The following is a 21,156-nucleotide window of genomic DNA, read 5'->3' as shown; positions in this document are numbered from 1 at the left end:
GAGGGGGGGGCGCCCTACTTCTTGCGCGCGAACGGATACGCCTGTTGCGCCAGGAACGTGCCCGGCATGTCGTTGTCCAGAATGCCGTAGTTCTCGGGCAAGCGCTTGCCCACGCCGAGCACGGCGGTGCCGAACAGGTAGTCGATGAACGAGAAATGCGCGGCGTAATTCTTGTCGATGGCTTCGGTGTCCGACGAGTGATGCCAGTGATGGAAGTCCGGCGTCACGATGATGTAGCGCAGCCAGCCCCACGGCAGTTTCACGTTGGAGTGAATCAGCACCGCCTGGAAGCCGACGATGATGATGTAGGCGTCCAGCACCGCTTTCGAAAAGCCCAGCACGAACAGCACGCCCAGCACGGCCACGCGCGTGATCAGAAGCTCGACGATATGCAGACGCGAACCCGCCAGCCAATCCAGGGTGCGCGTGCTGTGGTGCACGGCATGAAAGCGCCACATGAACGGCACCTCGTGATAAATCCGGTGCGCCGCGTACTGCGCCAGGTCCGCCACCAGCACGGCGACGAACAGTTCCAGCAAGTACGGCATCGACTGAATGGCGGCTTGAAGCGGCTCGTACGCCGCCCACGAGAACAGCCGGTGAATGAAGAAGTTGATGCACAGCAGCACCGCCCCCACCGACAGGTGGTTGAACAGGAAGTGCTTCATGTCCACCTGCCACTCGCCCCGGAACACCGGTTGCCCCGGATACAGCGGCGTCAGCTTTTCGAAGATGATGAAGACCGTGCTGGAAGCCAGCAAGTCCAGAATGAACCAGTCCAGGCCCAGATAAGGATGGTTGCCCGTGTTCGTCGTGGTCACCACAACCTGGCTGCCGCCTGCCGCAACCGCGCAGCAGACCAGCACGAAGGCGGAAATGTTCAGCCAGCGCTGGCGGCCCAGAATGGTGTTGGCCAGCGCGATGGAACCGGACACCAGCAGCGCGGTGAACAGCAGCGTGCGCATGGCTTCGACGGAATAGAAGCTGCGCAATTCCGGCGTGGTCAGGTAGGCCGGGAAGTGAAATGCCAATACGCCCAGCACGGAAAGTATGGCCAGAAACAGCGCTATCACGCCGCTCATCATGCCGGTGCCAGCGTGAATACGCCCGTCTTGCCTGAAAAGTTCAAAGACTTGCCGATGAATAGGCGCGCGCTGTTTCATATCACTTCTATGGCTAACCACGGGGAAGCGAGTGTATCGCCAGGAAAAATTGGCCTTGTAATGAAACGTGAGCATAAGAGACAGAGTTGCGGGCGCCGCGCGGGCCCTTGCGCGGCGTCAATTTCTGTCACTTGACGCGCCCGGCGCTTGGTTGACAACGCGCAGGCGTTGGCGTGTCATGGAAATGACGCTGACGCGTGCGCTACCCGACGCGCCGTCGGTCCCGTCAATCAGTTCACTTAAGAGAGGCCCCAATGTTCCCTGAATATCGCCAACTCATTACTCAACTGAAATCCGAGAACGCGCATTTTTCCGCGCTGTTCCAACGGCATAACGATCTGGACCAGGAAATTCAAAATATGGAAGACGGCATCGTGCCGACTTCGGGCGTGAACATTGAAGTGCTGAAGAAGGAAAAGCTGCACTTGAAAGACAAGCTGTATGGCTTGCTGAAAGCGGCGGACCAGAACGGAGGCTGACCCGCCCCGCGCGGTTTACATCAGCTCCAAGCCCGCGCCTTTGACGACCGCCGCGTACTTCGCCATTTCGGAGCGGAAGTACGCCACCGTCTGATCCGGTGGCATCAACAGGATCTTGTTGTTCTGTGTCGCCATCGCCTGCTTGACCTCTGGCGTGTTGAAAGCCCGCCCCAGTGCATCGTAGATGCGGCGCACTTCGGCGGGCGGCAACTTCGCCGGGCCCGCCGCGGCAAACCATCCCCCAATCTCGTAGTCCGCCAAACCCTGCTCGCGCACCGTGGGCAGATCCGGCAGCGCCGCCATGCGCTCACCGCCACAGGCGCCTAGCGCCTTGAGCGCGCCGCTTTTCAATTGCGGCAACACCGACGGCAGCGACAGCACCCCAAAATCCACCTGCCCGCCGATCAGGTCCGCCATCATCGGACCCACGCCCTTGTAAGGAATATGCCGCGCCTTGACCCCCGCCTGCTGCACATACATTTCAGCGGCCAGATGCAAAATCGTGCCATTGCCCGATGACGCGTAGTTGTACCGCCCCGGCTGCGCGGCCAGCAACGCGGTCAGCTCTTTGATATTGCGGGCAGGAATGTTCTTCGGATTCGCCACCAGCAGGAACGGCGTCATGCCAATCATGCTGATCGGCGTAATGTCATTCAGCGGATCAAACGGCAACGACTTGTACACGCTGGGAAAGATCACATGATTGTTCGACAGCATGCTTAGCGTGTAGCCGTCTGGCGTTGACCGAACCAGCGCCGACGTGCCAACGATGCCACCCGCCCCCGGCTGGTTTTCAACCACGACCGTATGCCCCAGCGCGGTAGTCAATGCCGGCCCCGCCGCGCGGGTAATCGTGTCCACGCCCGACCCTACGCCCACGGGCAGAATGAATTTCACCGGGCGCGCGTCCTGCGCCCACGTCATGGCAGGCGCGGCCAGCATCGCGGCGCCCAGCGCTCCCAGCATCTGACGGCGGCTCCAGCCAGCGCGTTGATGGTTCATGTTTGTCTCCTATCGGTTTTCGTATCGGCCGACTGGCGCGGCCGTTTCCATACAGCAACTTCAATCTTGCATCGCGCGCCCTACTGCAACCCCGCGCGTCGGGCTGCCTGCCTTATGCCGCGGCGCCCTGCTCCCGCATCGCCGCAATCTGACCCGCGTCATAGCCCAAGTCCGACAACAACGCATCCGTATCCGCTCCCAACACAGGCGGGTGTTGCCTGACGCCCAGGCGTTGCCCGTCCATCATCAGCGGAAACAGCGCCGCGCCCGCCATCTGGCCGGCGCGCTCGCCGTCGGGTAAACGGATGTCGGCCAGGCCGCCCGTCGCGCGCAGGTGAGGGTCGTCATACAGTTCTTCGGGCTTCACGATGGGTGCGAACGGCAGGCCGATGCGTTCGAACACCTGCGCCAATTCCGCCGCCCGATAACCGCCCAAGCGCTGGCGCAGATCCGCCAGCAAGGTGTGGCGCATGCGCACGCGATCGTTGTTGGTGGCCAAGGCGGGATCGCACTTCAGGTCATCAAAGCCGAAGGCGTCGCAAAAGGTGATCCACTGCGCATCGCTCACCGCCGCCAGGAAAATCTGCTCGCCGTCTTTCACGGTAAACACGTCGTACAGCGCCCAGGCGGAGACGCGGTCGGGCATCGGCGCGGACGGCTGGCCGGTGATCGCGTACTGCAACATGTGCTGGCCCACCAGGAACACATTGTTCTCGAACAACGCCGACTGCACCTCTTGCCCGCGCCCGGTAATGCCGCGCTGGATCAGCGCCGCCATCGCGCCGATGGCGCCGAACATGCCGCCCATGATGTCGTTCACGCTGGTGCCCGCGCGCACCGGGTCACCCGGGCGGCCGGTCATGTAGGCCAGCCCGCCCATCATCTGCACCACCTCGTCCAGCGCGGTGCGCATGGCGTAAGGCCCGGGCAGAAAACCCTTGTGGCTGACATAGATCAGGCGGGGGTTGTCCTTCGCCAGCGACGCGTAGTCGAGCCCGTACTTCGCCATCGTTCCTGGCCGGAAGTTCTCGGCCACCACGTCGGCGCTGGCCGCGAGCTTGCGCGCAGCCGCCGCACCCGCCGGGCTCTGGATATCCAGCGCGATGCTCTTCTTGTTGCGGTTGAACATGGGGAAAAAGCCCGCCCCCACGCCCAACAGATGACGCGTGCGGTCGCCTTGCACCGGTTCAACCTTGATGACCTCGGCGCCCAGGTCGGCCAGCACCATGCCGCATGTGGGGCCCATCACCATGTGCGTGAATTCCACGACGCGCAGGCCGGCCAGCGGCAAGGTGCGAGCGGGTGTGGAAACGGGGGGGTCTTCAATGGCGTGTGACATGGGCAAACTCAGTGTGGCGGGCGCGTTCAAACTGCGCCCGCGTAGGAAGGAAAGGTCTTGGGCAGGCCAGCGCGCCACAGCGCGCCATGCAGGGGCTGATCCGGTAACCAGCGGCCCGCAGCCTCGCGCAGTGCGAGCAAGCGGCTGATGTCCACGCCCGTTGCGATGCCCATGCTTTCCAGCATGAACACCAGGTCTTCGGTACTGACGTTGCCGCTGGCGCCCGGCGCATGCGGGCACCCGCCGATGCCCGCCAGACAGGCATCAAAACGCGACACCCCGGTCTCAAGCGCGGCCAGCACATTGGCCAGCCCCAGCCCGCGCGTGTCATGAAAATGCGCGCAACACAGGCGGTCGCCCACGATACGGCGCGCCTGTTCAAACAGACGCCGCACTGACGCCGGGTCCGCATAGCCGACGGTATCGGCCAGGCTGACGCGATCAGCGCCGGCATCCAGCAGCGCCTGCATCAGCCGCAAGACCTCGTCCGCCCGGACTTCGCCCTGCAACGTGCAACCAAACGCCGTGCCGACGCCGCCCTCAATCAGCATCGCCGACCCGGCCGCATCGCGCGCCGCGCGGATTTCACCGACCATGGCCACCACGTCTTCGGGCGTCTTGCGCAAGTTGGCCAGGCTGTGCGCATGGCTGGCCGACAGCGGCACCAGCATCAAGTCCGCGCCGCTGGCGATCGCGCGTTCCGCGCCTTTCAAGTTGGGCACCAGTACCGACACCAACAGGTCCGGCCGCTGCTTGGCGTAGGACACCAGCGCATCGGTATCCGCCAGTTGCGGCAGCAACTTGGCCGGCACAAACGAGCCCACCTCGATTTCGCGCTGACCGGCGACATAGGCGGCGTCGATCCATTCGAATTTGGTCTGCGTGGGCAGCACAATCGGCAGACTTTGCAGCCCATCACGCAGGCCCACTTCGCGCACGGTTGCGGAAGTCGGAAGACAGGAGGACGTGGAAAGGGTTGTCATTGCAGCCGGAACCAGATCAAGGAACTGCCAGTTTAGATATTCTGGTTTCGCTCACCAGCGCTATTTAGGAACGTCTAATATTCCGTATCGGAACTTCATAAGGCAGCGCGCGATGCGTGACCTGGACATCACCACCTTGAGGCTCTTCATCTCGGTCTGCGAGACGGGCAACATCGCGCGCGCCGGCCAGCACGCCAACATCGTGGGCTCGGCCATCAGCAAACGGCTGGCGCAATTGGAAGACACCGTCGGCGCCAAGCTGTTGACGCGCAAGCGGCGGGGCGTTGAGCCCACCGAAGCCGGCGAGACGCTGCTGGAACACGCGCGCGCCATTCTGGCGAGCTCGGAGCGCATCGAACGCGATATGTCGGCCTATGCCAGCGGCGTCAAAGGCCAGGTCCGCATTCTGGCCACCGCATCGGTGCTGGCCGAGTCGCTGGCCGAAGACATTGCCGCCTTTCTTCAGGCCGCCCCCCATCGCAACATTCGCGTCGACATGGAAGAGCGCGTCAGCCAGGACGTCGTGCGCGACGTCAAAGGCGGCATCGCCAGCCTGGGCATCTGCTGGGACGCCGCCGATTTCCACGGCTTGGCCACCCGCCCTTACCAGGGCGACCGGCTGGCCGTAGTCACCGCGCCCGGCCACCCGCTGGCCCAACGCGACACCGTCTGGTTTGAAGAGGCGCTGGCGTACGAACACGTCAACATGCCGGCAGCCGGCGCCGTATTGCGCATGCTGCAAACGGCCGCCAGCCAAAGCGGCAAGGTGCTTCGGCACCGGGTGACCGTCAGCAACTTCGACTCGGCCTTTCGTGTGGTGTTGGCCGGCCTGGCGATCAGCGTGGCGCCCATTGAAGTGGCCACGCCCTACGCCATGGCCCATGGCCTGCGGGTGCTGCCGCTGAACGACGCCTGGAGCCACCGCCGCTTCGCCATCTGCATGCGCGACGAAAACGCCTTGTCCGCCGCAGCCAGTTTGTTGCTGGACCATCTGGTGGAGGCCGGGCGTCAGAGGGACTGAAATGTCTGACTGAAATGCTGGGCTGAAATCCGGAGCGGAAATGCTGGGCTGAAATCCGGGGCGGAAATGCTGGGCTGAAATCCGGGGCGGAAATGCTGGGCGGAAATGCCGGGCTGAAATCCGGCGCTGAAACTCAGCCAGACACTCCGCCGATTGCTTACATTTTGCTGAACAACTAGAATCGCCACCGCCCGGAATCTTGTCCGGGTGAACACCAGAGGCGTCAACATGTTGGACAGAGATTTCAAGGAAGGCGAACCGGTGTTGCCGGTCACGGGGTGGGCCATGATGCCCATCGCGGAATACGATTCCTTGCTGGTTCGGCTGGATTTCATTACCGAGGCCACGCAAACGCCCGACGAAGCCAAGCGCGGCCGCGTCTACGCGCTGACGTCCGAGCAGATTCAGATGCTGCTGCAATCGCTACAACAGCAACTGCAAAACCTGACCGCAACGCCGCCCGGCAAGCAGCGGCATTGAACGCTGCACGTCTGACGAATTCCATCTATTTAGGAAAACTAAACAAGCTTTAGGCTATTTAGTTTTTCTAACGCCGCAACAACGGCTAGTCTGTCGCCCTTTAAATTCAGGGTTCGCCATGACAACCGCCTTCATTCCCGGCTTTCTGCTCAGCCTTGGCCTGATCCTGGCGATCGGCGCACAAAATGCATTTGTCTTGCGCCAGGGCCTGCGCCAGGAATATGTATTCGCCGTCTGCCTGACGTGTGCGCTGTCCGACGCCATCCTGATTGCCGCAGGCGTAGCCGGATTCGGATTCGCCGCTGACACCCTCCCCTGGCTGGAACCCGCCATGCGATATGGCGGCGCGCTGTTCCTGTTCGTCTACGCCGCACGCAGCCTGCGTTCCGCCCTGCGCACCCAACACGACAGCCTGTCGCCGTCAGCCAAACAAACCGCCGGGCTCGCCGCGACGCTAGCGGCCTGCCTGGCATTCACCTGGCTCAACCCGCACGTGTATCTGGACACCGTGGTGTTGCTGGGGTCGATCTCCAGCCAGTACGAAGGGCAAAAAGTGGCCTTTGCGCTGGGCGCGATGTCGGCGTCGTTCGTGTTTTTCTTCACACTGGGATTTGGCGCGCGACTACTGCGCCCATGGTTCGCCAGCCCCAAAGCGTGGCGCGTGCTTGACGCGTGTGTGGGCGTTGCAATGTTCGCCATCGGATTGAAGCTGGTGCTGTAACGCGGGTTGCAGCCCGCCTCTTGCGGGTGCCCGCAGTCATCTACAATCCGATGGCATCGGCCACCCGCTCGACCACCAGGCGCCGGCCCGCAACACACAGGCAGCATGACGCGCGCGAAGAAATCAGCACCCACCAAGAGACGCCCCGCCAGCCGGGCCAACACAAAAACCGCAAGCCGCGGCTTTCGCTTTCTTAGAGCGCTACTGCTGTCGTCGCTCGCCAGCTTTGGCGCCGCCACTTACGTCCTACAGCCCAAATGGCCCGTGCAACTTTCGCCCGACGCCATCCTGGCGCGGTTGGGATGGCCGGCCCAAGAAACGTACGCGCCCGCCGCCGTTCCCAACGGATCGCAGACCCACACCCGGTTCGCGGAATGCCCGCAGTTCTTCCCCAAGGGCAACATGCCCGTCGTGCCGACAAAGCAGGCGCTGCGCGAGCTATGTTTCTCGGGCTTTGCCATCTTGCACAACGGCCAGACGAAGACGCCCGTATTCGTGGCGGAACGGCTGAACAGAAAGCTGCTGACGCAGGCCCAAGGCTTGCAGCGCACCGACAAGTTCTACCCTGAAGCCCGCCTGCCCAGCGGCGAACGCGCCGCCTTGGACGACTACAAAGGCTCGGGATACTCGCGCGGCCACATGGCGCCTGCCGGCGACATGTATTCCAAAGAGACCATGGCGCAGAGCTTCTCGCTGGCCAACATGGTGCCGCAGGACCAGACGCATAACGCAGGCCCCTGGAGCCGCATCGAACAAGACACCCGCAAATACGTGATGCGCGCCGCAGGCGATGTGTACGTGTACACCGGGCCTTATTACGACGACAAACCCAGGTCGATCGGCTTCGGCGTCGCCGTGCCCAGCCACATTTTCAAAGTGGTCTACGACGCCACAACCGGGCGCTCCTGGGTGCACTGGCAGGCCAACAGCGCCAGCACGAAAGAAAGCGCGCCGATCAGCTATGACGAGTTCGTGAGAAGAACGGGGATGCAGTTGTTGCCGGCGGGGGGATGACAGGAAGCAATGACTGACGGCAGGGGGTGCATGGGGAGGGTGTCAGGAACGCACATAGGTGCTGCGATGCACAGCGACGAACCTGGAAAGTCGGGAAAAGCCGCCTGCAATCCCCAACTGATCCCACCGACAATTCCAAAAAAAAATGCCGGCAAGATCAGTTCCCCCGCTACTTTGCCAAGGGAGCCTCGTCGGCCTTGAACATCAGCGTCTGACGGTCCAGGCTTTCCTTCCATTGCTCGCCCGGCTGAAATGCAAGCACCGCCGCGTCGCGACCGGACGCGGCCAGGAAGGCCGGGTCATTCAACGTGTCTTGAAGTGCCCGCTCCAGCTTGTCCCGGATCGGGGCGGGCAGATTCGCCGGCCCGCCCATGCCGCGTTCTGACGAGTATCGCAACGCAATGCCGGCCTCTGCGGCGGTGGGAATGGTTCCGTTGTGGCGCTTGTCGCTGGCGATGGCGATGGCCGCGAAGGGACCGTTCGGATCGTTGAGCTCCGGCACCTCGCTGACCGTGATCAGGCCGTAGTCGATGTGATTGCCCAGCACGCCCAAGCGGATGTCACCGCCGCCCTTGAACGGAACGCTGTTGCCTCGCACGCCCTGACTGCGCTCCAGGTCCATTAGCGCCAGGTGCCCCGTCGTGCCGTCGCCGCTGTGCCCGAAGGACAGCGATTCAGACGATTGCTTCAGCTTTTGCACCAAGCTGGGCAGATCGTCCGGCGCGGTGGAGCCACGGCGCTTGATGAACAGCAGCGGATCGTCGACCAGGCGGGCAATAAGGCGGATATCTTCGGGCTTGTACTTCGCGCCCTTGCGCAGGGGCAGGTACACGAAGCCCGGAGCGTTGATCATGCCCAGCGTGTACCCGTCCGGCTTTGCCGCCGCGACGTAGCGCACCGCGATCTCCCCGCCTGCGCCGGGCTTGTTGATGACGATGATCCGCGCATTCGTGCCCAGGCGCTTCTCCAAGTGCTGCGCCACCAGCCGGGCCATGACGTCCGTGCCCCCGCCGGGCGCAAACCCTACCACCAGCTCGATCGGGCGATCATCCGGCCAGGCGGCGCAGGCTGTGTTGGCAACCAACGCCAGCGCTCCGGCCGCGAAAAACCGCGTCAAGGTAAGTGCTTTCATGCTGTCTCCCCCACCGGCTGCTGTGCGCCGTGGAGTCCTTCGCCGCCCCAAATGAGCGGGCGATACCGGTCCGGCTTGTGGACCCAGAGCGCGGGTGCCAGGGCGCCGAACGCCCAAAGCCTGATGGGAAAGCGCATGTTTGTCTCCTTGGTAGCCCCTCCCTCTTGCTCGTTGGCGTGTCGGGGAGGTGTGTGGATGAACCGCGATGAATCGGGTTGACCCAGATTAATCCGTTATGAAAATGCCTAATAAATAGAATTTCGTGATGGATATGATCACAGCGGGAGATGGCGCGGCGACGGGCTATTTGGCGAGCCATTGCGCGGAAGGCCAGCGATCCTGCCGGACCGCGTCGCGCGCGCACTGGATCAGTTCGTTCATGACGCAGTGCACAGAATTCGCCACTGCCCGCGTGGCGGGCTGCGCCAGCACGATGCGACGTACCAGAAGCGGGTCGACGACCGGAGCCGCCGCCAGGATTCCCCGGTCCACATCGTCCGCCACCGCAATCGAGGGCAGGATGGTGTAGCCATGGCCGTCCAGCACCAGACGTTTCTGCACGCTCATCGCGTTGGTCTCCGCCACGATATGCAGATCCGTTTCCTGCGCGCGCGCGGCCTGCTCCACAAGCGAGCGCAGGCCATGCGGCGCGCTCGGCAGCACCAGCGGACGCCCGATGATGTCGGCCATGCGCACGGGGTTGTGCTTGTCCAGCCCGCTTGCCGGCGGGCCCACGAACCACAGGCTTTCTTCCAGCAATGGCCGGAACTTCAAGGCAGGGTTTGGCTTGGAGTCGTAGAGCAGCGCAAAGTCCACGTCGCCGGTTTCCAGCCAGGATTGCAGGTGCCCGGCATAGCCGGCCGTCAGCCGCAGGCGAATGCCCGGGTAGTGGGCCGTCACCGCGCTTAGCAACGCGCTGGACAGCATGTCCGCAGTGCTGGGCAACAGGCCGACGGTAACGATGCCTCCCACGGTCCCGCTGGACGGCCGGATCTCGGCTCGCGCCCGATCCAGCTCGTTCAAGGCGCGGCGGGCGTAGTCCTCGAGCGTCTTGCCGGCGTCCGTCAGCTCCATCCCAAGGCGGCCGCGAGTAAAGAGCGGCGCGCCGATGTCATCTTCCAGCAGCTTCAACTGGCGCGAGACCGCCGGCTGCACGATGTTCAGCAGACGCGCGGCGCTGGTCACGCTGCCGGTCTCCGCCACCGTCACGAACGCCTTCAATTGCTTCAGGTCCATCAATGCCTCCGGGGTATGCAGATGGGTGATGAGATCCATCAAATAATTCTATTTAGTTGGCAATTCTATAGCGATATAAGATGGATCGAAGTACTCAGCCACTGGGAATAGAAACCATGACTTCGACCACTACCGAGGCGCCGGCTTGGCAGCAAGCCGTGTTTGACGCCTTGAAATCCGGCGGCATCCGCCAGATCGCTTATGTGCCGGACGCCGGCCATGCCTACGCCATTCGGCAGGCTCAGCTGGACCCTGACATCAACGACGTTGTTCTGACGACGGAAGAAGAGGGCGTGGCGCTGGTCAGCGGCGCGTGGCTTGGCGGCCAGCGCGCCGCGCTGCTGATGCAAAGCAGCGGCGTGGGCAATTGCGTGAACATGTTTTCGTTGCTGCGCAGCTGCAACTTTCCCTTCCTGGCGCTGGTGACCATGCGCGGTGAGTATGCCGAGTTCAATCCGTGGCAAGGTCCGATGGGCAAGACGACGCAGCAGGCGCTGGAATTGATGGGGATCACGGTGCTTAGGGCTTCGAATCCTGAAGAGGTCGGCGAGATTGTCAGCGCCGCGCTCGATTCCGCCTTCCTGGCGGGCGAACAGGTGGCCGTACTGCTTTCGCAGACGTTGATCGGACGCAAGAAATGGGAGCGCAACTAATGTCGACCCACGTGAACGCATCCGGCGCCGTCGAGCGCCGCGCCTTCGTGTCGCAACTGATCGCCGCAGCTCCTGATGCGTTGGTCATTTCCGGCCTGGGGTCGCCTTCCTATGACGTCTTTGCCGCCGGCGACCGGGACCACAACTTCTATCTCTGGGGCGCCATGGGCGGCGCCGCGGCGATGGGACTTGGACTGGCGCTGGCGCAGCCTGCGCGCTCGGTCGTCGTAATCACCGGGGATGGTGAACAATTGATGGGTGTCGGCACCCTGGGCACCATAGGCGCCAAACAACCAAAGAACCTGACGATCGTGGTGCTGGACAACGGCCACTTTGGCGAAACCGGCATGCAGCGCAGCCACACCAGCCTGGGCACTGACCTGGTCGCGGTGGCGCGGGGGTTCGGCATCAAGGATGCCTTCAGCGTCCGCGAAACGGATCAGGCGAGCGAGGTCGCAGAACGGGTGAAGGCCCGGCGCGGCGTGGCATTCGCGCAGGTGTTCATCCTGCCCGACGAACCGGCGCGTGCGCTGCCACCGCGCGATGGCGTCCACGTCAAGAACCGGTTCCGGGCCGCGCTGGATTTGCCGACATTCTGAGAAACGACGGCGCGTCGATGGTACCTATAGGGGTACCCATGGCGCCGCAGAAATGAACAAGGGCTTACGCTTTAAAAGCGTAAGCCCTTGAATTTTTTTGGTCGGGGCGGTGGGATTCGAACTCACGACCCTCTGCTCCCAAAGCAGATGCGCTACCAGGCTGCGCTACGCCCCGAAGGGTGCAGACTATACCAGAATCCCACCCGCTGCGGGAGCCGCACCGGGAGCCACGCCCACCGTGCAGCGCTCCTGACCACCAAAAAAAACGCGCCGATGTGGCGCGCTTTTTGCATTGATGCTGGCAATCAGCCGAAACGGCCCGTGATGTAGTCTTCCGTTTCCTTGCGCGACGGCTTCACGAAGATCTGGTCGGTCTGGCCGAATTCCATGAGTTCGCCCAGGTACATATAGGCGGTGTAGTCCGAGCAGCGCGCGGCCTGCTGCATGTTGTGCGTCACGATCACGACCGTGTAGTCGTTCTTCAGTTCGGCGATCAGCTCTTCGATCTTGGCAGTGGAAATGGGGTCCAGCGCCGAGCAGGGCTCGTCCAGCAGCAACACTTCCGGCTTGATGGCCACGCCGCGTGCAATGCACAGACGCTGTTGCTGGCCGCCCGACAGGCTGTTGCCGCTTTGATGCAGCTTGTCCTTCACTTCGTTCCACAGGGCCGCCTTGCTCAGCGCCCATTCCACGCGCTCGTCCATTTCGCCCTTGGACAGGCGTTCGAACAGGCGCACGCCAAACGCGATGTTGTCGTAGATGCTCATCGGGAACGGCGTCGGCTTCTGGAACACCATGCCGACTTTCGCGCGGATCAGCGAAATATCGGTCTTGGCCGTCAGCAGGTTCTCACCGTCCAGGATGATTTCGCCTTCGGCGCGTTGGCCCGGATACAGCTCAAACATGCGGTTGAACGTGCGCAACAAGGTCGATTTGCCGCAGCCCGACGGGCCGATGAAGGCCGTGACCTTCTTCTCCTGGATCGACATGTTCACATTGCGGATCGCATGGAACTTGCCGTAGTAGAAGTTCAGGTTCTTGACCTCGATCTTGTTCTTGACGGCGGTAGCGGTGTTTTCCATTTCTTTTCCCTTGGCTCCGGCGCGCCACGCGCGCCGGCAAAGCGATCTTTACTTGCGGAACATGTTGCGGGCAATGATGTTGATGCCCAGCACCAGCAACGTAATCAGCGTAGCCCCGGCCCAGGCCAGGTCGTTCCAGTCCTTGAAGGGGCTGGCGGCGTATTGGTAGATGACGACTGGCAGGTTGGCCATCGGCGCGTTCATGTTGAACGACATGAACTGGTTGGACAGCGCGGTGAACAGCAGCGGCGCGGTCTCGCCCGAGATCCGGGCAATGGCCAGCAGCACGCCGGTGATGATGCCGGTCTTGGCGGCGCGATAGCACACCAGCGTGATCATGCGCCACTTGGGGCAACCCAGCGCCGCAGCCGCTTCACGCAAGCTGTTGGGCACCAGCAGCAGCATGTTGTCGGTCGTGCGCACCACCACCGGTATCACCAGGATGGACAGCGCCAGCGCGCCCGCCCAGCCCGAGTAATGGCCCACCTGCGCCACGTACACGGCGTAGATGAACAGGCCGATGATGATGGACGGTGCGGACAGCAACACATCGTTCAGGAAGCGCGTGGCCGGCGCCAGCCAGCCGCGCTGGCCATATTCAGCCAGGTAGGTGCCAGCCAGAATACCGACCGGCGTGCCGATCAGCGTGCCCACGCCCGCCATCACCACGCTGCCGAAAATCGCGTTGATCAGGCCGCCGGTTTGACCCGGGGGCGGCGTGATCTCGGTGAACAGCGTGTAGGACAGCGCGGGCGCGCCCTTGGTCAGCAGGGTCAGGATGATCCAGAACAGCCAGAACAAGCCGAACGCCAGCGTGCCCAGCGACACCGTCAGCATGATGCGGTTGAGGATGCGGCGGCGTCGGTAAACGCCATTCTGCATATTGAGTACGGAGACAGCCATGATCTTTTCCTTGTGCTCGCGGCGCGTCAGGTCTTCTTGCCTTCGCCAGCAGACAGGCGAACCAGCAGCACTTTGGCCAGCGCCAGCACGATCGTCGTGATCAGGAACAGGATCAACCCCAGCTCCAGCAACGCCGACTTCTGAATGCCGCCCGCTTCATTGAATTCGTTGGCCAGCGCCGAGGCGATCGAGTTGCCCGGCGAGAACAGCGAACCGGACCACTTGAAGGCGTTGCCGATCACGAAGGTGACAGCCATCGTCTCGCCCAGGGCGCGCCCCAGGCCCAGCATGATGCCGCCGATGACGCCCGACTTCGTGAAGGGCAGCACCACGCGCCACATCACTTCCCAGGTCGTGCTGCCCAGGCCGTAGGCCGATTCCTTCAGCATCGCCGGCACCAGTTCGAACACGTCGCGCATCACTGCGGCGATGAACGGGATGATCATGATCGACAGGATCAGGCCGGCCGTGAAGATGCCGATGCCGAACGGCGGACCCGCGAAGATGCCGCCAATGACAGGCACGCTGCCCAAGGTGGCGATCAGGAACGGTTGCACATACTGCTGGAACACCGGCACGAAGACGAACAGGCCCCACATGCCGTAGATGATGGACGGAATGGCGGCCAGCATTTCAACGGCCGTGCCCAACGGGCGGCGCAGCCAGGTCGGCGACAGCTCGGTCAGGAAGATGGCAATGCCGAACGAGACGGGCACGGCGATGATGAGGGCGATGGCCGACGTCAGCAGGGTGCCGATGATGGGCACCACCGCGCCGTAGTTCTGATTGACCGGGTCCCAGTCGTTCAGCCACAGGAACGACAAGCCGTATTTGGCCAGCGACTCGCGGCTGCCGTAGATCAGGGATACCAGAATCGCCGCCAGCAAAATGAACACCAGGAAGGCGAACAGGCGGGTCAGATTCTTGAATAGCGCATCCATCAGCGCGTTTTTATTTTGCTTCATAGGCGAAGGCGTGCCGGTAGTCACGGAGTCCGCCACGCTGGGCGAAAGCGGCACACTATTATCCATTACCGCGCTCATGGATGGACTTTCCTTAGAGAACCTGGGGGAAAACATCGAGGGTCTTGCAGCGCACCGCCCCTGTCCTTCCGTTCGCGGAATTCAAGGGGCGATGGCTTGATGGGTTGGGCGCGCGGGGGTTCTGCATACCTGCCAGGCCCCAGCGCGCCACCCCCCTTTACTTCCAGACGGCCTTGCCGTCGGCAGCCTTCACTTCGCCCCAAGCAGCGCGAATTTCCTTGGTGACGGCTTCCGGCAACGGCACGTAGTCCATCGTTTCAGCCGACTTGGCGCCGTTCTTGAACGCCCAGTCAAAGAACTCCAGCACAGCCTTGCCCTGAGCCGGCTTGTCTTGCGACTTGTGGATCAGGATGAAGGTGGCGGCGGTGACGGGCCACGAATCGGCGCCCGGCTCGTCGGTCAGGACCACGCCCATACCCGGCGCGCTCTTCCAGTCGGCGTTGGCAGCGGCAGCAGCGAAGGCCTTTTGTTCCGGCTGAACAAACTTGCCTTCCTTGTTCTTCAGCTGCGTCCAGGCCAGCTTGTTTTGCTTGGCGTAGGCGTATTCCACGTAGCCGATGGAGTTCTTCAGCTGGCCAACGTAGGCGGCGACGCCTTCGTTGCCCTTGCCGCCTTGACCCACGGGCCACTTGACGGCCTTGCCTTCACCCACTTGCGACTTCCAGTCAGCCGACACCTTGGACAGGTAGTTGGTCCAGCCGAAGGTGGTGCCCGAGCCGTCCGAACGGTGCACGACGATGATGTCGGCAGACGGCAGCTTGACGTCGGGGTTCAGCGCCTTGATGGCGTTGTCGTCCCACTTCTTGATCTTGCCCAGGAAGATGTCGGCCAGCACGGGGCCCGACAGCTTCAGCTTGCCCGGCTCGACGCCGTCAACGTTAACGACGGCCACGGTGCCACCGATAACAGCCGGGAATTGCAGCAGACCATTCTTTTCCAGGTCAGCGGCCTTCATGGGATCGTCCGAGGCGCCGAAATCGACGGTCTTGGCGATGATTTGTTGCTGGCCGCCGCCCGAACCGATCGACTGGTAGTTGACCGCGTTGTTGGTGGCTGCCTTGTAGTCCGACGCCCACTTGGCGTAGACCGGGTACGGGAACGATGCGCCGGCGCCGGTCACATCGGCGGCCTGGACGGCAAACACGGCGGCGCTCAGCGCGACGCCCAGGGAAACTTGTTTGAAGACACGTTTGAACATCAGGGTTCCTTCTGTGCTCGTTGGAGGAGTCTAGTCAGGCTTTTTCTAGTGCCTGTCTTTCAGCGACCCTCGCATCTTAGAAGCCCAACGTGACAAGATAGTGACAGTCACATACGCTTCATACGACACCGTTTCCGCCCTGCTCTTCCCCTGAAAACACCGCGGCCGCCCTGGAAAACCAGGGCGGCCGCGAAATTCGGGGACGCGTCGTTGTGTGACAGACCGCGTGTGACCACCGCCGCCGTTACACGCCCAGCTTCTCCATCAGGTACAGATGCACGTTGAATGGCTCGCGACGGCTTTTGACGCGGGCGTAATCGCCATCGGGTTGCTGCTGCCATGCCAGTTGGTTATCACGCAGGGCGTAGGTGAACGCCTCGTCGATGACACGCTTTTTCAACGTCTTGTCGTAGATGGGGAAGGCAATTTCCACGCGGCGGAAGAAGTTGCGGTCCATCCAGTCAGCCGACGACAAGTACACGGTTTCCTCGCCCTCGGCAAAGAAATAGAAGACGCGCGAATGCTCCAGGAAGCGGCCCACGATGGAGCGCACCCGGATGTTCTCGGACAGGCCCGGCACGCCCGCGCGCAACGCACATACGCCGCGCACGATCAGGTCAATCTTCACGCCCGCCTGGCTGGCTTTGTAGAGCTCTTCGATGACCTGCTCTTCCAGCAACGAATTCATCTTGGCCATGATGCGCGAGCGCTTGCCCGCCTTGGCCGCGCGCGCTTCGGCACGGATCAGCGCCACCATGCCGTCATGCATGGTGAAGGGCGACTGCATCAACGCTTTCAGCGAACGGCGCGCACCCAGCCCGGTCAGCTGCGCAAACACCTTGTCCATGTCTTCGCACAACTTCGGGTCAGCGGTCAGCAAACCAAAGTCGGTGTAAAGCCGTGCGGTACGCGGGTGGTAATTGCCCGTGCCCAAGTGGGCATAGCGGCGCAGACGGCCTTTTTCACGGCGCAGCACCACCGCCATCTTGGCGTGCGTCTTGTGCGCCACGACGCCGTACACCACATGCGCGCCCACCTCTTCCAGCTTGGATGCCCAGTTGATGTTGGTCTGCTCGTCAAAGCGCGCCATCAGCTCCACCACCACCGTGACTTCCTTGCCGGCGCGGGCTGCGGCCAGCAAGATTTTCATCAGCTCGGAATCTTCGCCGGTGCGGTAGATGGTCTGCTTGATGGCCATCACATCGGGGTCGAGCGCGGCCGCGGTCAGGAAATCGATGACGGGCTGAAACGACTGGTACGGATGGTGCAGCAGACGGTCTTGCTGGGCGACGGCTTCGAACAACTCATGCGGCTTGTCGCCGATGCGGTCAAATGGCGCCGGCACGGGCGCGCGATAGTCCGGGAACAGCAGGTCGGGCCGCAAATCGGAATTGCACAGCTGCATCAGGCGCGACAGGTTTACCGGCCCTGGCACGCGGTAGGTGTCTTCGGCCTTCAGCGAGAACTCGCGCTGCAAGAAGGTTTCCAGTTCGACGGGCGTGAGCTTGTCGATTTCCAAGCGCACCGCCGCACCGAAGTTGCGTTGCGACAACTCGCCTTGCAGCGCGTGACGCAGATTGGTGACTTCTTCCTCGTCCACGAACAGATCGCTGTTGCGCGTGACGCGCCACTGGTAGCACCCCAGCATCTCCAGCCCCGGGAACAGCTCGCCCACAAAGGCGCGCAAGAGCGAGGTCAGCAGGATGAAGCCTTCAGGGTGGCCGGACAGTTCCGGCGGCATCTTGATCAGGCGGGGCAAGGCGCGCGGCGCCTGCACCACGGCGATCGACGCCTGCCGGCCAAAGGCGTCGGCCCCGGCCAGCGACACAATGAAATTCAGGCTCTTGTTGTAGACGCGGGGAAACGGGTGCGCCGGGTCCAGCCCGATGGGCGTCAGCAGCGGCATCACATCGCGGTTGAAGACATCACGCGCCCACTCTTGCTGCTCGGCGTTCCATTCCGATGCGTGATGCAGGGTGATGCCCTCGGTCTGCATGGCCGGCAGAATTTCGTCATTCAGCAGGTTGTACTGGCGGGCGACCAGCGCATGCACCGCCTGCTGAACGTTTTCAAACGCCTGGTCCGGCGTCATCCCGTCGGGGCCGACCAGGTTCGGCGACTGGCGCTGCTGCTCTTTCAGGCTGGAGATCCGGATTTCAAAAAACTCATCCAGGTTCGAGCTCACAATGCACACGTAACGCAGCCGCTCCAGCAGGGGCGTCTTCGGATTTTCCGCCATCGCCAGCACACGATCGTTGAACTTAAGCAGCGACAACTCGCGATTCATGAGCAAGGGCTCGCCAGGCGGGCGTGTGGGCATACCGGATTCCATACGTAGGGAGGGAGCGTGGAGTTTTACTGCAAAAGAGTGACGGTTCTATGACACCGCGCCAAAACCATAGCGTACGCCTAAATCGGGACATATGGCGCACCCGCGATATGCCGCCAAGCCCCTGTTCCATAAGCGAAAACCCGTAGCTGGGGGCACTGTCATATGGGGTCTCTATAATCAGGCCACCTCTAAGCCAATATCACGAGCCGCATGGATCAACTTCTGGCCGCGGTGGACCTCGGGTCCAACAGCTTCCGCCTCTCCATCGGACGCATCGTTCAACAGGACGGTACGCCCCAGATCTATCAGATTGATCGTCTCAAGGAAACCGTTCGGCTTGCCGCCGGCCTGGACGCCGAGAAACGCCTTGGCGACGACGCCATCGAGCGCGCCATCGCCGTCCTGGAGCGCTTTGGCGACCGCCTGCGCAGCTTCCACCCCAACCGGGTTCGCGCGGTCGCCACCAACACGTTCCGGGTCGCCCGCAACACGAAAGACTTCCTGCCCCGCGCCGAAGCCGCGTTGGGCTTTCCCATTGAAGTCATCGCCGGCCGCGAAGAGGCCCGCCTGATCTTCTCGGGCGTGGTTCATACCCTGCCCCCGTCGCCGAACAAGCGGCTGGTCATCGACATCGGCGGCGGGTCCACCGAAGTCATCATCGGCAAGGGCCACGAGCCCGGGCTGATGTCGTCGCTGTACATGGGTTGCGTCAGCTACAGCCGCCAGTTCTTCTCGGACGGCGTTGTGGATGCGCACCAGATGAAGCAGGCCGAACTGGCCGCGCGCCGCGAAATCGAAGTCATCGCCAAGCAGTACCGCAAGATGGGCTGGAAGGAAGCCTACGGCTCGTCCGGCACCGCCAAGGCGTTGTTTGCGATTCTGACCGAAAGCCGGTTCTCGGACCGCGGCATCACGCGCGCCGGCCTGGCCAAGCTGAAAGACCGCATCGTGCGTTCGGGCCGCGTCATTCCGTCCGAGCTGCCCGGCATCAAGATCGAACGCTCCGACGTGCTGCCCGGCGGGCTGGCCATCATGAGCGCGTTGTTCGATGAGTTGGGCATTGAAGTCATGCACACGGGCGACGGCGCGTTGCGCCTGGGCGTGCTGTACGACCTGCTGGGCCGCGACGACGAACACGACAAGCGCGACGAATCAGTACGCCAGTTCATGAAGCGCTATCACGTCGACCTGAACCAGGCTCGCCGCGTGCGCCACGCCGCGCTGACGTTGTTTGACGCCATGTTCCCCGAAGGCCCCGAACGCGCCGAACTCCGCCCCGCGCTGGGCTGGGCGGCCGACCTGCACGAAGTGGGTTTGTCGATTGCCCACAACGCGTATCACAAGCACACGGCCTACGTCCTGGAAAACGCCGACATGCCGGGCTTCTCGCGGGCCGACCAGCAACTGCTGGCCCTGCTGGCGCTGGGCCACCAGGGCAAGCTGACCAAGCTGGAACCCCTGATCCGCACGCGTCCGCAATGGAAGGCCATCCTGAGCCTGCGTCTGGCGGTGCTGCTGTTCCGCCGCCGCGGTGAAATCGAACCGCTGCCGTTGACGGCATCCGTGCGCGATAACTCCATCGTCGTGCGCGTCAACCGCGAATGGCTGGCGCAACATCCGCTTAGCGACTTCACGCTGCGCGCGGAAGAAGCAGAATGGAACAAGGTAGGTTTCTCGTTCGAACTGCTTGAGTACTGACGCCCGCGCGGATGAGCGCGCGCGGACGAAAAAACGGGCGATGGCAGCAATGCCATCGCCCGTTTTACGGTGCCAGCAGAATCGACTCAGAACGGCGACAAATCTGTCTCGCGATGGAGCTGCTTGAGCTCCATGCGCAAGGGCCGCGTGGCCCGCCGTATCAATCTGATCTTCATACGGCGGATCAGGCGGCGCATGATGATCAGCGCTGGCCGTTCAGAGCGGCCGGTTGGTCCAGGCCGAAGTGACGGCGGTAGCGCTCGTCCATACGCTCCATCTTCAGCAGCACCGGGAAGTCAGCGGCGTTGAAATCCGGGTCCCAGGCGGGTTCGCCACACACCTTGGCGCCCAGCTTCAGATAACCCTTGATCAGCGGCGGCACGCGCGCTGGCAGCGTGCTGTTCAGCTTTTCTACCGGATAGCGGTGCAGCGGTTTGACCTGGGGCTCACCGTCTTGCGGCAGCTGCTTGGAGATCGTGCGCCAGACTTCAGCGGCAGTGACGCCATCGTCACGCAGGCTCACGCTGGCGCAGCCCAGCACGTATTCGTAGCCGCCGCGACGCAGGTATTCCGCCAGGCCGGACCACAACAACATGATGACGGCGCCGTTGCGGTAGTCGCTGTGCGTACAAGAGCGGCCGACTTCGACGAGTTCGTCGCGGATTGAACCCAGACCGGAAAGATCGAATTCAGACTGCGAGTAATAGCCGCCGGCTTCCCGCGCCTTTTCAGGGGTCAGGATGCGGTAGGTGCCGACCACGCGGCCGGTGTCCATTTCGCGAACCATCAGATGTTCGCAGAAGGGATCGAAGCGATCGTGTTCGATTCCATCTTGGGCGTTGGGAAAGACCACGCCCATATCTTCAGTGAAGACGTCGTAGCGCAGACGTTGAATCTGCTCGATTTCTTCCGCCGTGCGCGCCAGGCCGACCGCCAGCACCTTCGGGGCGACGCCCGGCCACGGTTCAGCGGGATTACGACTGGGGTTAATGCGTGCTAGTTCCAGCATTGCGCGAAGCTCCTAGAGAGTCCAGTCAGTGTGGACGCCCTGTATGTCAAAGACTTGACAGATATGTTA

General features: G+C 62.7%; 20 protein-coding genes and 1 tRNA gene. 8 read left to right on the top strand and 13 right to left on the bottom strand.

Features of this window, described 5'->3' with window-relative positions; all coding sequences use genetic code 11:
• Nucleotides 1-14: 14 nt before the first annotated feature.
• A complete protein-coding gene (locus HV765_RS26385; RefSeq protein WP_054427922.1) occupies nucleotides 15-1,163 on the bottom strand; it encodes a sterol desaturase family protein in 1,149 nt (382 codons plus the stop codon).
• A 254-nt stretch (nucleotides 1,164-1,417) separates the two neighbouring features.
• Here HV765_RS26385 and HV765_RS26380 point away from each other — a divergent pair, with 254 nt between their 5' ends.
• On the top strand, nucleotides 1,418-1,642 hold the full coding sequence (locus tag HV765_RS26380) for an HP1242/YdcH family protein (RefSeq protein WP_054427923.1): 225 nt from the start codon (nucleotides 1,418-1,420) through the stop codon (nucleotides 1,640-1,642).
• 15 nt (nucleotides 1,643-1,657) lie between these two features.
• Here the strand turns inward: HV765_RS26380 and HV765_RS26375 are convergent, their stop codons facing one another.
• The 3 genes from HV765_RS26375 to HV765_RS26365 all read right to left on the bottom strand — a co-directional run bounded on the left by HV765_RS26375 (nucleotide 1,658) and on the right by HV765_RS26365 (nucleotide 4,966).
• Nucleotides 1,658-2,644: a tripartite tricarboxylate transporter substrate binding protein gene (locus HV765_RS26375; protein WP_175171485.1), complete on the bottom strand. Its 987-nt coding sequence runs from the start codon at nucleotides 2,642-2,644 to the stop codon at nucleotides 1,658-1,660.
• A 112-nt stretch (nucleotides 2,645-2,756) separates the two neighbouring features.
• Nucleotides 2,757-3,983 carry a CaiB/BaiF CoA transferase family protein gene (locus tag HV765_RS26370; protein WP_175171484.1) on the bottom strand — a complete coding sequence of 409 codons (1,227 nt, stop codon included), beginning with the start codon at nucleotides 3,981-3,983 and terminating at the stop codon, nucleotides 2,757-2,759.
• A gap of 26 nt (nucleotides 3,984-4,009) precedes the next feature.
• Nucleotides 4,010-4,966: a hydroxymethylglutaryl-CoA lyase gene (locus tag HV765_RS26365; protein WP_175171483.1), complete on the bottom strand. Its 957-nt coding sequence runs from the start codon at nucleotides 4,964-4,966 to the stop codon at nucleotides 4,010-4,012.
• Nucleotides 4,967-5,078: 112 nt separating this feature from the next.
• On the opposite strand from HV765_RS26365, the gene HV765_RS26360 reads away from it, so the two are divergent.
• The 4 genes from HV765_RS26360 to HV765_RS26345 all read left to right on the top strand — a co-directional run bounded on the left by HV765_RS26360 (nucleotide 5,079) and on the right by HV765_RS26345 (nucleotide 8,202).
• Nucleotides 5,079-5,987: a LysR family transcriptional regulator gene (locus tag HV765_RS26360; protein WP_175171482.1), complete on the top strand. Its 909-nt coding sequence runs from the start codon at nucleotides 5,079-5,081 to the stop codon at nucleotides 5,985-5,987.
• A gap of 228 nt (nucleotides 5,988-6,215) precedes the next feature.
• Nucleotides 6,216-6,467, top strand: a complete 252-nt coding sequence (locus HV765_RS26355; RefSeq protein ID WP_054427928.1) for a hypothetical protein — start codon at nucleotides 6,216-6,218, stop codon at nucleotides 6,465-6,467.
• 118 nt (nucleotides 6,468-6,585) lie between these two features.
• Nucleotides 6,586-7,188 carry a LysE/ArgO family amino acid transporter gene (locus HV765_RS26350; protein WP_054427929.1) on the top strand — a complete coding sequence of 201 codons (603 nt, stop codon included), beginning with the start codon at nucleotides 6,586-6,588 and terminating at the stop codon, nucleotides 7,186-7,188.
• A 105-nt stretch (nucleotides 7,189-7,293) separates the two neighbouring features.
• Nucleotides 7,294-8,202: a DNA/RNA non-specific endonuclease gene (locus HV765_RS26345; protein WP_082387317.1), complete on the top strand. Its 909-nt coding sequence runs from the start codon at nucleotides 7,294-7,296 to the stop codon at nucleotides 8,200-8,202.
• Nucleotides 8,203-8,371: 169 nt separating this feature from the next.
• Here the strand turns inward: HV765_RS26345 and HV765_RS26340 are convergent, their stop codons facing one another.
• Both HV765_RS26340 and HV765_RS26335 read right to left on the bottom strand, forming a co-directional pair.
• On the bottom strand, nucleotides 8,372-9,334 hold the full coding sequence (locus tag HV765_RS26340; RefSeq protein WP_175171481.1) for a tripartite tricarboxylate transporter substrate binding protein: 963 nt from the start codon (nucleotides 9,332-9,334) through the stop codon (nucleotides 8,372-8,374).
• A 303-nt stretch (nucleotides 9,335-9,637) separates the two neighbouring features.
• Nucleotides 9,638-10,609, bottom strand: a complete 972-nt coding sequence (locus HV765_RS26335) for a LysR family transcriptional regulator (RefSeq protein WP_245636510.1) — start codon at nucleotides 10,607-10,609, stop codon at nucleotides 9,638-9,640.
• 77 nt (nucleotides 10,610-10,686) lie between these two features.
• Here HV765_RS26335 and HV765_RS26330 point away from each other — a divergent pair, with 77 nt between their 5' ends.
• Together HV765_RS26330 and HV765_RS26325 are read left to right on the top strand one after the other, a co-directional pair.
• Entirely contained in the window at nucleotides 10,687-11,223 is a 537-nt protein-coding gene (locus tag HV765_RS26330) for a thiamine pyrophosphate-binding protein (RefSeq protein ID WP_054427931.1), read from the top strand.
• The gene (locus HV765_RS26325; protein ID WP_175171480.1) at nucleotides 11,223-11,822 is read left to right on the top strand and encodes a thiamine pyrophosphate-dependent enzyme; all 600 of its coding nucleotides are present in this window, start codon (nucleotides 11,223-11,225) and stop codon (nucleotides 11,820-11,822) included. Before HV765_RS26330 ends, HV765_RS26325 begins: the two co-directional genes overlap by 1 nt.
• A 98-nt stretch (nucleotides 11,823-11,920) precedes the next feature.
• Here the strand turns inward: HV765_RS26325 and HV765_RS26320 are convergent.
• The 6 genes from HV765_RS26320 to ppk1 form a co-directional block, all read right to left on the bottom strand.
• Nucleotides 11,921-11,997 (bottom strand) — tRNA-Pro (locus HV765_RS26320).
• Between the two features lie 130 nt (nucleotides 11,998-12,127).
• Nucleotides 12,128-12,904: a phosphate ABC transporter ATP-binding protein PstB gene (pstB, locus tag HV765_RS26315; protein WP_006221056.1), complete on the bottom strand. Its 777-nt coding sequence runs from the start codon at nucleotides 12,902-12,904 to the stop codon at nucleotides 12,128-12,130.
• Between the two features lie 48 nt (nucleotides 12,905-12,952).
• Nucleotides 12,953-13,807, bottom strand: coding sequence for a phosphate ABC transporter permease PstA (pstA, locus tag HV765_RS26310; RefSeq protein ID WP_082387318.1), 855 nt, complete (start codon nucleotides 13,805-13,807; stop codon nucleotides 12,953-12,955).
• A gap of 26 nt (nucleotides 13,808-13,833) precedes the next feature.
• Nucleotides 13,834-14,850 (bottom strand): phosphate ABC transporter permease subunit PstC, encoded by a 1,017-nt coding sequence (pstC, locus tag HV765_RS26305; RefSeq protein ID WP_035212374.1) that lies wholly within the window; start codon nucleotides 14,848-14,850, stop codon nucleotides 13,834-13,836.
• Between the two features lie 157 nt (nucleotides 14,851-15,007).
• Nucleotides 15,008-16,048, bottom strand: coding sequence for a phosphate ABC transporter substrate-binding protein PstS (pstS, locus tag HV765_RS26300; RefSeq protein WP_175171479.1), 1,041 nt, complete (start codon nucleotides 16,046-16,048; stop codon nucleotides 15,008-15,010).
• A 244-nt stretch (nucleotides 16,049-16,292) separates the two neighbouring features.
• Nucleotides 16,293-18,368, bottom strand: coding sequence for a polyphosphate kinase 1 (gene ppk1 / locus HV765_RS26295; RefSeq protein ID WP_054427935.1), 2,076 nt, complete (start codon nucleotides 18,366-18,368; stop codon nucleotides 16,293-16,295).
• 222 nt (nucleotides 18,369-18,590) lie between these two features.
• On the opposite strand from ppk1, the gene ppx reads away from it, so the two are divergent.
• Entirely contained in the window at nucleotides 18,591-20,078 is a 1,488-nt protein-coding gene (gene ppx, locus HV765_RS26290; protein WP_054427936.1) for an exopolyphosphatase, read from the top strand.
• A gap of 202 nt (nucleotides 20,079-20,280) precedes the next feature.
• Here ppx and HV765_RS26285 read toward each other — a convergent pair whose 3' ends face one another.
• A complete protein-coding gene (locus HV765_RS26285; protein ID WP_054427937.1) occupies nucleotides 20,281-21,087 on the bottom strand; it encodes a GNAT family N-acetyltransferase in 807 nt (268 codons plus the stop codon).
• Nucleotides 21,088-21,156: the final 69 nt, after the last annotated feature.

The organism is Achromobacter kerstersii (genome assembly GCF_902859595.1).
Classification (GTDB): domain Bacteria; phylum Pseudomonadota; class Gammaproteobacteria; order Burkholderiales; family Burkholderiaceae_B; genus Achromobacter; species Achromobacter kerstersii.
Note: the sequence above shows the minus strand (reverse complement) of the source record. Positions and strands in the feature narration are given on the sequence as shown.